Source organism: Psychrobacter sp. SWN149, assembly GCF_015864565.1.
Lineage (GTDB): Bacteria > Pseudomonadota > Gammaproteobacteria > Pseudomonadales > Moraxellaceae > Psychrobacter.
In genome coordinates, this window is the sequence record NZ_JADYWX010000003.1 from 396,635 (window position 1) to 411,001 (window position 14,367).

Annotated in this window: 12 protein-coding genes, 1 pseudogene and 1 riboswitch; of the genes and pseudogenes, 3 read left to right on the forward strand and 10 right to left on the reverse strand. The window is 44.3% G+C overall.

The features are described from left to right. The first annotated feature begins 24 nt into the window (after positions 1-24). A complete protein-coding gene (locus tag I6E86_RS07175) occupies positions 25-1,149 on the forward strand; it encodes a YeiH family protein (protein ID WP_197176496.1) in 1,125 nt (374 codons plus the stop codon). 246 nt (positions 1,150-1,395) lie between these two features. Here the strand turns inward: I6E86_RS07175 and I6E86_RS07180 are convergent, their stop codons facing one another. Then, positions 1,396-1,605 (reverse strand): cold-shock protein, encoded by a 210-nt coding sequence (locus tag I6E86_RS07180; RefSeq protein WP_010201661.1) that lies wholly within the window; start codon positions 1,603-1,605, stop codon positions 1,396-1,398. Between the two features lie 244 nt (positions 1,606-1,849). Continuing rightward, positions 1,850-2,272, reverse strand: coding sequence for a YbaN family protein (locus tag I6E86_RS07185; protein ID WP_197176498.1), 423 nt, complete (start codon positions 2,270-2,272; stop codon positions 1,850-1,852). A 257-nt stretch (positions 2,273-2,529) separates the two neighbouring features. Further along, a riboswitch (TPP riboswitch) is annotated at positions 2,530-2,646 on the forward strand. A gap of 172 nt (positions 2,647-2,818) precedes the next feature. Here I6E86_RS07185 and I6E86_RS07190 point away from each other — a divergent pair. Beyond that, positions 2,819-3,715: an ABC transporter substrate-binding protein gene (locus tag I6E86_RS07190; RefSeq protein ID WP_197176500.1), complete on the forward strand. Its 897-nt coding sequence runs from the start codon at positions 2,819-2,821 to the stop codon at positions 3,713-3,715. Positions 3,716-3,820: 105 nt separating this feature from the next. Here I6E86_RS07190 and I6E86_RS07195 read toward each other — a convergent pair whose 3' ends face one another. From I6E86_RS07195 to I6E86_RS07210, 4 genes and pseudogenes are all read right to left on the reverse strand, one after another. Beyond that, a complete protein-coding gene (locus I6E86_RS07195) occupies positions 3,821-5,116 on the reverse strand; it encodes a VWA domain-containing protein (RefSeq protein ID WP_197176501.1) in 1,296 nt (431 codons plus the stop codon). Positions 5,117-5,577: 461 nt separating this feature from the next. Continuing rightward, a pseudogene (locus tag I6E86_RS13880) lies at positions 5,578-5,700 on the reverse strand (hypothetical protein); the annotation flags it as partial. A 57-nt stretch (positions 5,701-5,757) separates the two neighbouring features. Continuing rightward, positions 5,758-6,432, reverse strand: a complete 675-nt coding sequence (locus I6E86_RS07205) for an NYN domain-containing protein (RefSeq protein WP_197176503.1) — start codon at positions 6,430-6,432, stop codon at positions 5,758-5,760. A 189-nt stretch (positions 6,433-6,621) separates the two neighbouring features. Further along, positions 6,622-9,555, reverse strand: a complete 2,934-nt coding sequence (locus tag I6E86_RS07210; RefSeq protein ID WP_197176507.1) for a valine--tRNA ligase — start codon at positions 9,553-9,555, stop codon at positions 6,622-6,624. Between the two features lie 300 nt (positions 9,556-9,855). On the opposite strand from I6E86_RS07210, the gene I6E86_RS07215 reads away from it, so the two are divergent. Further along, positions 9,856-11,010 carry a formate/nitrite transporter family protein gene (locus I6E86_RS07215; RefSeq protein ID WP_320158525.1) on the forward strand — a complete coding sequence of 385 codons (1,155 nt, stop codon included), beginning with the start codon at positions 9,856-9,858 and terminating at the stop codon, positions 11,008-11,010. Between the two features lie 147 nt (positions 11,011-11,157). On the opposite strand, the gene I6E86_RS07220 is transcribed toward I6E86_RS07215, so the two are convergent. From I6E86_RS07220 to I6E86_RS07235, 4 genes are all read right to left on the reverse strand, one after another. Further along, positions 11,158-12,081 carry a bile acid:sodium symporter family protein gene (locus I6E86_RS07220; protein WP_197176508.1) on the reverse strand — a complete coding sequence of 308 codons (924 nt, stop codon included), beginning with the start codon at positions 12,079-12,081 and terminating at the stop codon, positions 11,158-11,160. A gap of 306 nt (positions 12,082-12,387) precedes the next feature. Then, positions 12,388-12,894 (reverse strand): YbjQ family protein, encoded by a 507-nt coding sequence (locus tag I6E86_RS07225; RefSeq protein ID WP_197176509.1) that lies wholly within the window; start codon positions 12,892-12,894, stop codon positions 12,388-12,390. Between the two features lie 40 nt (positions 12,895-12,934). Further along, on the reverse strand, positions 12,935-13,387 hold the full coding sequence (locus tag I6E86_RS07230; RefSeq protein WP_197176510.1) for a YbjQ family protein: 453 nt from the start codon (positions 13,385-13,387) through the stop codon (positions 12,935-12,937). Positions 13,388-13,551: 164 nt separating this feature from the next. Next, on the reverse strand, positions 13,552-14,109 hold the full coding sequence (locus I6E86_RS07235; protein WP_194364575.1) for a UPF0149 family protein: 558 nt from the start codon (positions 14,107-14,109) through the stop codon (positions 13,552-13,554). Positions 14,110-14,367 lie beyond the last annotated feature (258 nt).

Sequence of the window (14,367 nt, forward strand, 5' to 3'; positions counted from 1 at the left end):
ATATAAGTAATAGGATGCCGCATCATGCACACATTCGTCCAATCAGTCAGCAACTCCGTTCATAACTACACCCCCAATCACCGTCACTTGGCGGGATTGGTAGTTGTTCTGATTGGTAGTTTGTTTTGCTTATGGTTGGACAGTAGTCTGGATGTATGGTCAAACGGCCGTATCGTTGGACTATCCTCTTTAACGCTAGCGATTTTGCTAGGCATGATCTTGGGCAATACCATTTATCCCAAATTCGCTGCACGCTTAAACGGTGGCGTTTGCTTTGCAAAGGGTCAGATATTGCGACTTGCGATTATGTTTTATGGGTTTAAGCTGACCATGACTCAAGTTGCAAGTGTCGGTATGCCAGCGATTATGACGGATGCACTGGTACTGACATCGACCTTTATGCTGACTTATTGGTTAGGTACTAGATGGTTAAAAGTCGATAAAGAAACGGTTATTTTGATTGGCTCAGGGGCAAGTATTTGCGGTGCTGCTGCCGTCATCGCCGCAGAGCCAGTCGTCAATGCGCAAGCTCATAAAGTCACTATCGCAGTGGCAACCGTGGTGGTGTTTGGCACTATCGCGATGCTGCTATATCCTTTTCTCTATCATCTCGGTTGGTTACAGCCTTGGCTAAGCGCCCAGCAGTACGGCATGTATACTGGCTCAACTGTACATGAAGTGGCGCAAGTCGTAGTCGCAGGTAATGCAATCAATACTGAGATTGGCGATACCGCTGTCGTGACCAAGATGATACGCGTCATGATGCTCGCGCCTTTCCTGCTCGTGTTATCTTTTGCGCTAACCAAAGATCGCACCGTAAATAATGCCGCTATAGAAGACGAGAGCAATAAGAGCGATGTAGCCTCATTTATGACCCGCGTCAAACAAGTCAAAGTGCCATGGTTCGCGTTTATATTCATCGGCATTGTGTTGATACATACTTGGGTGCCGATGTCTGAGAGTATCGTACACAGTATGGTTATGCTGGATGATGTGTTACTGACGATGGCCATGTTTGCGCTAGGTCTGACCACTCATCTAAGCGCGATCAAACAAGCTGGTGTTAGACCGCTTATCTTGGGTGCTATTATGTTTGGTTGGTTGATACTGGGCGGCGGTCTGATCAATATTGGCATTAGCTTTATATAATAAACCGACTGTCCCTTTTTAGCTGCTTACATCACTACTTAATAAAAAAAATACCTCCGGCTATACAAATAGTCGGAGGTGTTTTTTTATCTGTCATTTTGACTAGTATGATTGGCTTAAGCCTTTTATATAAGGCTGTCACTAATTCTAATACCAATGTCTTAAATACTAAATCGCAGACGAAAAAAAACGAACCCGAAGGTTCGCTTTTTTACATCTATTAATCTATCTGTCTATAAAGACAAATTAGATAGCAACAATGTTATGTGCTTGTGGGCCTTTTTGGCCTTGAGTTACAGTGAACTCAACTTCTTGGCCTTCAGCCAAAGTTTTGAAACCTGAACCAGTGATTTCGCTGTAATGAGCAAAAACGTCTGCGCCAGTTTCTGGAGCGATAAAACCAAAGCCTTTAGCTTCGTTGAACCACTTAACTGTACCTTTTTGAGTATCTGACATATTGATAATCCTACTTTTAAATTTATTAATGGCCTAGTGACCGGTAACGCTTGCAAATAGCTACTGAACGATAAATATTAAAACGAAGGATTATAACTAATACTACGAGGTAATGATTTGGTGCAGAACTGCTCTTAAGCTTGGGCGTATTATAAGGGGTACATCCTAGTATCGCAAGTCTTATCTGACTTTTCGTGTAACAGAAGCCATTTATTGACCGATTTTGGCGCAAATTGCAACGATTTTAGGCATTCGGTAAACGGAACAAATACACCGCTACCCCACTACAGACAGCGGCTACCAGCCATGCCACCCACATCGTATCGGCAGGCAAACGATAAAACAACATAATTGTCGATGCTGCCATCATTATGGTTGCCAAACACTTGGCATATAGCGGAACGGCATGATTGTTTTCCCAATCACGGACGAATTTGCCAAAGTATTTATGATTGATCAACCAAAAATGAAAGCGCCGAGAGCTACGCGCCCAGCAACCTGCTGCCAATAAAATGAAAGGCGCCGTAGGCATCACGGGTAATAATATACCGATAATCCCTAATATAAAAAATATCCAGCCAAGCGTCAAAAACGTCCAACGCAGCATTGGGCTTTTTGATTGATTGGTCTTGGGTCTGTGATAAAACGCTTTTTTATTATTAGTCATATAGGTGATGTCGTTGGACGATACAGTGGTTGAGGTAAGTAGCCTTGAACGCTGTATACAACAGCTACCTGTTTAAGTAGCTAAGCATGCAATATCATCGAAAATTGTACAAGACTATTTATATGAGGTTTTTGCTATTGATAGGTATGTTTGGTTAGTCATTGGGTAAATGTTGGCGCTTACTATCAACAGACTTGCGTCATGACTTATATGTAATCTATGATGGCGAGTATCAATCAAAAATAATGCAATACCTATCAATCTTGTCGGGGTGCTTTGATTTAATGCTGTAAATACAGCCCACATCATCGCTGAGACACACCCGTGAACCTGAAGCAGTTAGCACTGACGTAGGAAACAAGCGTGACACGCCCTCAGAGGTCTATAAATAAGAGCAGTCTATAGAGGATGTACTGGTGATAACCATATCAAACGCCAAGCATCTGAAAGTTAGTATCGAGACCTCGCCTTTCTTATTTGGCCTTTCTTGTTTTACCTTAATAGTATCAGTCTGATTGTTTCCCACATTCAAAAAAGGAAACAACAATGCAGCCAACTACCAAACTTATTCTGACCCTCGAATGGTTTTTAAACCCTGATCACTTGCCCTTTATCGCTGGTGTGAACACGGGCGCATATGAGCAAGCAGGGCTTGATATCACTATTATCGAGCCGGACGACCACTATGATGGCTTTGCCGAATTACAGAACCAAAGTATCGACCTGCATGTCAATGAGCCTATCCATCTGTTTGAACATTACGCGCCGAACTTACGTGCGCTAGGCTGCTTTTTTGAGACCGATGGTGGCATATTGATGCAGCGCGCTAGCATGGATAAGCTAAAAAACAATCAACCGATTCGCATCTGTACCCCTGCTGCTGAAGAAAAAACCAATCGCATTGGCTTTGAGATATTGACTCGCTATGCCAAGAAAAACGGCTTTAGTATCAGCCGTGATAATGTGAGCTTTGTGCAAAAAGACTTTTATCATATAAAAAATCTGCAAGAAGACTCAAGCCTAGATGGCGCATGGCTGTGCTTTTATAACTTTGAGGGCGTTGAAGCAACTCATGAGGGTTTAGAGTTTGAATTTATCGATCAGCATCTGTCACCTTATCCGAATTTTTCGGCGTTAGAAATCCTCACGACTGATGAGATCTATAGCGCGAAAAAAGACGCGATAGATACCTTTATTCAAGTGACCAACCAGATGACAGAACTGTGCAAAAATGAGCCAGCCACAGCCCACCGTATGTATTACGACTATAGCAAGACCGAAGCAGATGCGTTGATGGATGCCATCATTGATAATACGCTGGGCAGATTGGTCACACCCATCAAGCCTGATGCAAGTAAGTGGGAAGAACTGCGCGAGATGCTGGCAGAGATCGATATCGTGACGTTGACTGATGAGCAGTATCAATCGCTGTGGGCGCTGTAGACATTTCAGAAGTTAAGATATTTTGAACCATAAAAAACCGCCATAGTGTTTGCTATGGCGGTTTTTTAGTCAGTGGTAATTAGTCAACGATATTAGAATAATAGGTTATTGCTGCACGATACCGAGCTGCTTGGCTTCTTTTAGCCACATTGGAAACTCTTCTAGCATGTTTTCATACAAGGCTTCTTCGCTAATGTCATCTAAGTCATCGAGTTCAAAAAAGTCGCAATTATCAATCACGCGCCCTGCCATGTCGTCTAGCTTTTTTAGGATGCCATAACCACGACCACCCAAGCCCACAAACTGCCAAAATATCGGCAGTTTCGCCGCTTCCGTCATGACTCTGGTGATACCGCGATTGTCATTCACCCCGCCATCACTGATAAATAGCACGTAGACAGGCACATCCAAGCCGTCTTTTTGATAAAACTCCGTCACGGCTTTCATGACCTCTGCTTCATTGTTGATACGCGGGCCAAGTGCCCATTTGCGCCAGCCACCATGAGCGTTGTCAATGAAACCGTCATAGTTGCTCAGCCCAATCTCACCCAAATACTGCGGATCTCGGGCAAACGCCCAGCAGTCTAACGCTTGGTCATCATCGAAGCTCACTGCCAATGGCAATATACGGTTGACCACTTCTTGCACGCGGCCTTTTTTGTACTGTCTGTTCATTGATCCTGAGGCATCTAACACCAACGCCACTTTTGCGGTTAGTTGCTGCAATTGGCGTTTCTCAAGCGATATGGTGGCTTTTTTGGCCAGATTGACCAGTTTTGGCGCTTTGTCTAGCATGACCTTCTCTAACGACGGTTTTGCTTGCACTGGTGTGGCGGTTACATCCGCTGCTTGTGGGCTGCCCTCTTCTACGTCACCACCAAAATGCTGTACGATGGCGGCCAGTCCACCATTAAAGCCTTGTGCGACGTTGGATACTCGCCAAACGCCACCCTTGCGATACAGCTGCATCAACATACTGGCTTGCTGCTGGGCAAAGTCTACTGCTTGATACGCTGCCTGCGCTTTTTGTGATTGCTGCCAAATGCCAATCTCTAACGATTGAATTTGATTCAGCGGCGTGTCGGCTGATAACACAAAAAACAAGCTGTCTATATTATCCGCCAGTTTGGATAAATTAACCTCAAACTCGGCTTGGATGCCTTTACTGGCCGTTGGCTGTGACTCGTAATGGGTGAGCTTGATTTGCCCGCACGGTGAGGTTGGCTGATTATAAAACACCATGTAATCATCATTGATCAGTTTGCCCGCTGCATCTAAGGCAAAGCAGCTGATATCCATCTCTATCGGACTTTGGCGAGTGAACTTGAGCGTGATTGGTGCGGTGTCGTCAATAGAAAGGTTGCTTAAAGGCGCGCGTTGTCCGACGGTGAGATGGTTCATGGTGTTCCTTACATGAGAGCTTTATTCTTTTAAAGATAATAGACTAATTACTGACATTAAAAAACCGCTAAAGCCAGTGCGGAAGCGGTTTTCCAAATACAGTTAACACGACTTAAAAAGCAAAGAAGTTTTGCTATGAATCCTTTGAGAAGGTCGTAGAACATGCCACAGATTGTGCATAACCACTAGCTTTTTTTAGAACGTCATACTTTTCTTTTAAAGGTGGCTTAGCTAAAGCCGAATGTGCTGTAGTTGATAAAATAACGAGACTTATCATCTTGACTATAGAAGATTTATCAAAAAAATACATGGGCTCTCACTTAGGTTTTATTACATATCATTTACATTAGAATTAATATAGTAACAATTTTAAAAATATAGTCAAATATAGTTGGCTAGATTTCCATAAAAAAAGAGACACTATATAGCGTCTCTTTTCTTATCATTCAAAAATCCAGCTGTTACAATGCTCTCAACTGCTCCATCTGCTCCATCTGCACCGTCAACTGCCTCTCTAACTTAGGTAGTTTAACCTTTCCAGCATCGACCACTTCCGAAGATGCTTTACTAATAAAACTTTCATTACCTAGCTTGCAATTTTTTTAAGTATGGAATAACTTATAAAAATCACAGAATTTATTTCACCAATACTCAGGCTTCAATATTGGTTTCTTTTTGGTAGGGACTTTATCAGGCAAGTGACTATCTACCAGCTCATCATCAGTAATATACGAGCGCGTCCAATCTGCATATTTGCTTAGCTTCTCATTCTGTGGGCGACGACTATTAGAACGTATGGGAATGATGATGCCAATGACAATGGTATCTCCCATATCTTCTCTGAGTGCTTTAAGCGCTGGCTCAATATCGGTATCATTGGTGACAAATACAACTTGCTGTGCCTTGTTCTGTATTGCATCTCGGTAAGCAGTCAATGTGATATTAACATCAGTTTGTTTTTCTTCTAGACGCCACACTTCAACACGGTCACCTTTATCAGGTGGCTGTTTGTATCTGAGCAAATTACCCTTCTCTAGCGCATAATATCCTTTTATAATGACTATATTGTCGGGATACATTTTTAGCAACGCCCTATGATAGGACTGCTGAGCGTTTTGAGCGGCTTCTCCTTGCGTTGATATTTTCGACTTTATATCTGCAGTGAAAAAATATACAGTGTTGACTACAGCGCTTGGGTTTTGTCCATGAATAATACGCTTAGCAAACAGATGGTATAAGTCTAGCCATTTATCATTACTGTGCTTTAGACAGCCATAAAATAGGTTATAACCATCTATATATACATTGGTTTTCAAGTTTATCCACCCAGTTATTTTATTGACATAAAAAAACCGCTACAGCATAGCACTGTAACGGTTTTTTTGCCCTAGGCAATCTAAAAACTTAATTTTAGTTACTAAGGGTGAGTTGTAAATTTATTATAGCTACCCCAAAGGTATTATGCAAATATATTTAGTACGTTTATTTGCAATAAAATTACCCAATTACAACGCCTTTAATTGCTCCATCTGCGCTGTCATCGCGGTCAACTGCCCTTCTAGCTCAGCCAATTTCGCTTTCTCTGCCTCTACCACTTCCACAGGTGCTTTACTGACAAAGCCTTCATTGCCTAGTTTGCGGGCGATACCTTCGGATTGACCCTTCAACTTATCATATGACTTACCTAAACGCGCCAGCTCAGCCGTTGGATCAATCAGACCTTTCATCGGTACAAGTACACGTAGCTGACCGACCATACTTGAGGACGATAGTGGTACTTCATCGCCTTCTTTGACGATCTCTAAGCTCTCAACTTTGGCAAGCGCTTTGAACTGGTTTTTGATACGTGATAGACGCGCATCTTCATCGCTAGAGATATTTTGTAGTAGCACTGGCAGACGTACCGCGTTACCCAGTTTCATCTCACCACGGATGTTACGGACGCTAGCGATTAGCTCCTGTAGCCACGCCATATCCGCCTCTACCTGCTCACTGATTTGTGCGGTATCCGTTTTTGGATAGTCAGCGACCACGATGCTGTCCGTGTTTTTACGACTCAATAGCGGCGCAACCGTCTGCCAGATTTGCTCGGTCAGATACGGCATGATTGGATGGCTAAAGCGTAGCGCCGTCTCTAGCACGTGCAGCAATACATAGCGGATTTGCGCTTTGCGTTCGTCCGATACCGAATCATCATTTAGACTGGCTTTAGCAAGCTCAACATACCAATCACAGTACTCATTCCAGATGAACTCATAGATATCTTGGCTGACCATATCGAGACGATACTGGGCGAAATGCTGATGGATATCGGCAACGGTAGAGTTCAGGCGACTCATGATCCATTTTTCTGGTAATTCCCATACATCAGGATTCGCGGCTTGGTCGATAGGCTTGGCAGCACCTTCGCTATCGACACAGTTCATCAGTACAAAACGGCTGGCGTTCCAGATTTTATTACAGAAGTTACGATAGCCCTCGACACGCTTTAGATCAAAGTTGATATCGCGACCGGTACTGGCAAGGGAGGTAAAGGTAAAGCGCAGTGCATCCGTACCAAAGGCTGGGATGCCTTCTGGGAACTCTTTACGCGTTTGCTTTTCGATTTTGGCCGCGTCTTTTGGATTCATCATATTACTGGTGCGTTTTTCTACCAGTGCTTCTAGATCAATACCGTCGATCAGGTCAATTGGATCTAAGACGTTACCTTTCGATTTTGACATTTTTTGACCATTGCCATCACGTACCAGACCATGCACATAGACAGTCTTAAATGGTACTTGCGGCGTGCCGTCTTCGTTTTTCACGAAGTGCATGGTCATCATTATCATGCGGGCAACCCAAAAGAAAATAATGTCAAAACCTGTCACCAACACGCTGGTCGGGTGAAAGGTATCCATCACGCGTGGATCAGCGTTGACGTCTGCCCAGTCAAGCGTACTGAACGTCCACAGACCAGAGCTGAACCACGTATCGAGCACGTCATTATCTTGGCGCAATACGATATCGTCGCTTAGATTGTACTTGCTACGTACTTCCGCTTCGTCACGAGCGACATAGATTTCACCCGTTGCATCGTCATACCATGCAGGGATACGATGTCCCCACCACAACTGACGACTGATACACCAATCTTGTAGATCAGTCATCCACGACATATACATGTTTTTGTACTGCGCAGGGACGAATTCGATGCTGCCGTCTTCTACCGCGTCAATCGCAGGCTTGGCAAGCTCTTTGACAGCGACATACCACTGATCGGTCAACCACGGCTCAACGATCGTACCGCCACGCTCAGCACGCGGAGCTTTTAGTGCGTAGTCTTCGATATCTTCTAGCCAGCCCTGCTCGCCTGCTTGCTCTACAAGGAATTTACGAGCGGCAAAACGCTCAAGTCCTGCATATTCGCTTGGCGTGGTCTCTAATTCTGGCTCACGTGTTTGCAAGTCAGGATAAACTTCCATCGCTGGCAAGATATTGGCGCGCTCATCAAGGATATTAATCAATGGCAAGCTATGACGACGACCTAGCTCATAATCATTAAAATCATGCGCTGGAGTAATTTTTACGCAGCCCGTACCGAAATCTTTTTCGACATAATCATCAGCGACGATAGGCACGACGCGACCAGTGATTGGCAAGGTAATGGTTTTGCCGACTAAGTGCGCATAACGCTCATCGCTAGGATTGACCGCAACAGCGGTATCACCAAGCAAAGTCTCAGGACGTGTGGTGGCGACGACCAGATAGTTTTTGCCATCTTGAGTCGTTAAATCTTTATCCGTGAAATGATAGCGGAAATGCCACAAGCTGCCTTTTTCATCATGGTTTTCTACTTCTAGGTCAGATAATGCGGTTTGGAATTTTGGATCCCAATTCACTAGACGTTTGCCACGATAAATCAAACCATCATCGAACAGACGAACGAACACTTCTTTTACCGCATTGGACAGACCGTCATCCATGGTAAAGCGCTCACGTGACCAGTCAACCGAGCTGCCCAAACGGCGAATTTGGCTAGTGATATTGCCGCCCGACTCTTCTTTCCATTCCCACACTTTATCGATGAAATCTTCACGCGTCATATCACGGCGTTTGATACCTTGTGCTTCTAAGCGACGCTCAACAACCATTTGAGTGGCGATACCTGCATGATCCGTACCTGGCTGCCACAGCGTGTTATCACCATCCATGCGGTGGTAACGTGTGAGCGCATCCATGATTGCGTTGTTAAAACCATGTCCCATGTGCAGCGAGCCAGTGACGTTCGGTGGTGGTAGCGCGATAGAGAACGACTCATCTTTATCAAACGTCGGCTGAAAATAGCCGCTTTCTTCCCAGCCTTGATACATGCCTGCTTCGACTTCCGCAGGATTATAGGCGTTTTCAAGTTGGCTTAAGGCCGCTTGGATAGAGGCGGTTAGGTTGTGGTTACTCATAATGGCATTATCTTTTATTGATTGAATGTGATCAAAGTTAATTGAATTAAAGCGAATATAAAAATTAGGAAAATCATGAATAGAGTGATTTTAACGCAGATAGGCAGATTTTGTTAGATGGTAAGGCAATTTATAAAGCCTGAAGACAGTTTTTGAGCAAATTATTAAACAATTAACAACAGCAATCGGCTCAATGCTAAACATAATCAGCGATCGTCGTACGATAGAATATAGCTTCTGTCTCTACGTTAGACATATCCTATATAGCAAAACCATTAGCCTATAACCAGCGAGCTGACCGTGTCCCAAGATAACGAGCATACCCATGATTCTCAGGCTAATCTATCAGACAGCGAGCGTCTGAGCGCGAATACCGTCACTCCTGCGTATGAAAATAACGAGAAACCAGAAGCAAACGACAGTCCCTCTAAAAGCGGTGAAATAGACAAGGACGTAGAAAAGGAGGCAGACGACACTACAGACAGTCATGCAAACGAAACTTCAGATAGCGACGAAGACCAACCTATCAAGGCCACCGAAGAGCTAGAAAACGATGACCTACCAGAAGAAATCAGCGACGAAGATAAGGAAACCATCAAAAAGGTTGCCAGTGATGACAATCTAAGCCAAGCAAAAAGCTACGCCAGTATCTTAGTCGAGCAAGTCATCCACGCCAAAGAAACGTTTGAGCGCTCACTTGGCTCGTTATTTACCAGCGCCTTTACCGCTGGGCTAGAGATTGGTATTAGCTTCTTTATGATTTTATCCGCGTTTGCCCTCTTAAATGAGGTGATACCAAGTCACTACGCCATGGTGCTGTCATCTCTGCTGTATCCGATCGGCTTTATCATCGTGGTGATTGGTCAGTCGTTATTATTCACCGAGCAGACTTCCCTCTTGAGCTTACCTGTCTTAAATAAAATTGAACCGCTGCACAAACTCCTGCGGCTATGGGGCATTGTGATTGCGGGCAATATCGTTGGCGGCTGTCTGTTTGCCGCGTTAATGGTAGGCTTAGGGTTACATATGCATCTGTTTACGGACCATGCCATCGATGTCTATGCCGAGCATATTTTGGGCTTTGAATGGTGGGTGATATTTGGTAGCGCGGTACTGGCAGGTTGGATGATGGGCGTGGCCGCATGGCTGGTGACCTCAGCACGCGATACACTGAGCCGCATTGTCTTAGTCACAATCATTACTGGTAGTATCGGATTTTTAGGCTTACACCACAGTATCGTGGGCAATATCGAGGTATTTTCAGCATTACTGTACGGCAACACCGTCAGCCTATGGCGCTATTTGGTGTTTTTAGCAGTGGTGTTAGTGGGTAATACGGTCGGTGGCGTGGTGTTTGTCGCAGTACTGAAGAACCGCACCTTCTTGTTTGAAATTGAAAAAGTGAAAGAACAAGCCGCTGAGGCAAGAGCAAAATTGGATAGGCGTCGATTCTAGAGCGTGTCTTCAATTCAATCGATGGTAATCTAAATGGATTGAAAATGGCTAAAAACAGCGCTAAACGCAAAAGCCCTCAACAACCTTCATCAGTTAAAGGGTGTTATGGGCTTTTTTTAGCAACGCACTACTCATATATTGAGTGTATTACATTCTACGCGCTGCCAACACTCTGCTTTCAACTTCAGTTCTTTTGGCTTTATTGTGCATAGCGGTAAATACTCTGACCATAATACCTGCGGTCAAGAACATAATTAACGTGTAAATAGCTGGGGTCAACGACATTTTGTAGTTGGCTAATAGGGTCAATGCCATAAACATCGACAGTGTACTGTTTTGCAGGCCCACTTCCATGGTAATGGATCTTCTTTGAGCTGGGTTTAGGCCGAACCATTTACTGGTGTAATAACCAAGTGCCATCGTCGATACGTTCAATATCAAAGAGACAGGACCAGTCGCGATCAATGCTTCGACGATAATATCTCGTTGCACATAGCTTAAGAAAAGTACCAAGAAGCTCAAAAATATCACGCCAAAACGAGACACCATAACCTGCGCCTTATCTGCAAAATTGGCGGCATAGCGTTTGATCAGCATACCAATACTAACGGGCAGAATAGTCAGAGCAATCAAGCTAACCATAGTCTTGACCACTGGCAACTGAAACTCACTGCCCGCGCCCATGAAGTACACGAGCGAAAAGCTGAGGACGATAGGAATGGTAAAGACAGTAATGACACTGGCAATAGCAGTCATCGTGACTGAAAGTGCGACGTCGCCTTTGGCCAGATAAGTAAATAGATTTGATGTCGTGCCACCAGGACACAGTACCAGTAACATAACCCCGACGGCATACTCAGGCTCTAGGGACATGGAGGTTGCCAAGGCGAAACCGACCAAGGGTAAAAATATTAGCTGATTGGTTAGTCCTATGGCGACTGCTTTAGGGTATTTGATGACTCTCTTAAAATCATTGGTAACTAAGGACAGCCCCATTCCCATCATAATCAAAAAGATACTAATAGGAATGACTTTTGAATTTACAAACGTGACTAACTCCACACCTTCCATAACTACATCCTTGTAGATAGCGCCCTTACACGGGCAAGTTTATAACAACTTCGTAATGCTCAATCAGCCAATCCTGCTGATATCTTGGGTAAAAGCCACCGACGTTGTCAGCTTTTTATATGATACGTCTTTCGCAAAATCGTGTTTTAGAACGACAATTCTTTGATGATACTGGTTTATACGAACCGAAATAATAACGGAACGGCAAAATTTAGTATATCGCTGTAAAAGTGTATGTATTTGATTTTTTTGACTACTCGTCAGTCAACTATGGATTTTTATACTTGAAGACAAGGTCAAAACAATTTAAAGAGAGGTTTGATGATTAATAGCAGAGGTAGTGTGAGGGTGGTCAATACTGATGACGGCAGTACCGTAAGCGATGGCTTCTACCATGCTGCCCAATTGATTGATGTTGGTGACTTCAAGGCGTAACCCATAAATATGCGTGTAGCCTTTGGCTTTTGCATCAGCGCGCATACGAACGATGGCTTCACGGCGAGCGCGATCTAGCAGTGTCTCGTAGGTGGTTAGGTTTTTGCCAAAGATACTGAGTACACGAGCGATAATCATTTTAAAGTAATCTTGAGCAATCACCACGCTACCAAGTACCAGCTCACCTTCACTTCCAGCTGCCAACTTAGGACGGTATAAACGTTCGCTGGAGACTGTAATATCGCCCAGATCCTGCTCTGCCACGCGTAGCTGCGTTAAGTGCTGACGCTCATGACGCGACCCAAAAAACCAACCAACGACGAATAAGAAAACAAACGGCCCATAATTGATGAGCATTTGCGTGAGTGAATCATTCATAGCACGTTTCTCATCATAAAAAGCATTGGTGCTTATAGGATTAGCCAAAAGGATTGAAACGCGGTAAATCATCGGGTGCGACTTGGGTTTGAGGATTTGTGTTTTGACTGGTGTTTTGATTGGAGTGATCGTAACCGCCATTTGGTGGGGCTTGATACGGCTGCTGAGATATCGGTGCAACCTTGACCGCAGTCCCATAAACAAAAAGCTCAGAGGCACCTTGGGCGATACTCGAGGTCGAAAAACGCAGACCGACAACTGCGTCAGCGCCGAGCGCTTCAGCCTTGACAATCATGCGATCTATCGCTTCTTGGCGCGACTCTTCTAGCAGTTCGGTATACGCGGTCAGCTCACCACCGACAATGTTTTTTAGCCCAGCAAACAAGTCTTTGCCGACATGTTTTGAGCGTACGGTACTGCCATAAACCACATCTAAGCGCTCAGTAATTTGATAATTAGGTAAGTGTTCAAGATTAGAGAGTTGCACAGTCATGGTATGACCTTATCGGTGATTTATAGAGTAGCTGATAGAATGAGCAAGGCTGTGTGACAGCCACTTAAATAAAAGACAGTACTGGCAGCACTGTCTTTTAGAATCACGAGTGTTGAGCGTGGCCAGTCATTGGTACGAAGTTACTAATTATTGGTACGAAACAATTAGTCGTTGGTATGAAATAGCAGAAACAGCTCAGTCAAATTGCCTTCGATGCTATTGGCCATTTGTACCATTTTATCTTCGTCAGCACGCATCTGAGCAAGCTCTGGATCTTCATCATCGATACCGCTTAGGACGATCATCGGTAGCGTCAATACAGCGACATCTTCTGCGGTATCTTCATCTTCAAACCAGTCGCTTGCTTCATCGCCATACATGGCATCTACAAAGCCAATTGACCAAGCGACGATATCTGACTCGTCAGAGAAATCAACAGCGACCTCTTCGTCTCCTGCATCTTCGCTAAATGGCAGCTCAATAGGCGTCTCGTTTTTTAGCTCTGCCATGATAGAGTCGCGCCAGCGCTTGATGCCATCGATGACGTTTTCTGGAATCTCGCTCACGTGACCTTCAAACAGGGCGTCGAGCCAGTTAGGCAAGGGACGACCGATGACTGTCGCAGTCAAAAACCCATGAGCGGCGACGCTATCGAGCACAAACTGGCTCTCTTGATTGTCCAAATAGTCTAGTAATTCATCAAAACTTAGTTGATTACTCATGGTTCGGTTATCCTTGAAGTATAGAGTATGTCAATCGTCAAAAACGATCGGTTAATGCACGATAGCAGATAATCTGAGCATAAAGGCTGCTTGAATAACCAAAACCAAACAAGCTATTAGATCCAGTGTCATCGAACCGATGAGCTTTTAACGCTCGCTCGTATCGTAACCGCTCAAAACAACTGTCAAAAGCCAGTCTATCCGATTGGGTAGATGAGCACCGATGATTAAAGCACTTTAGTCAGCTTAAACGAATGA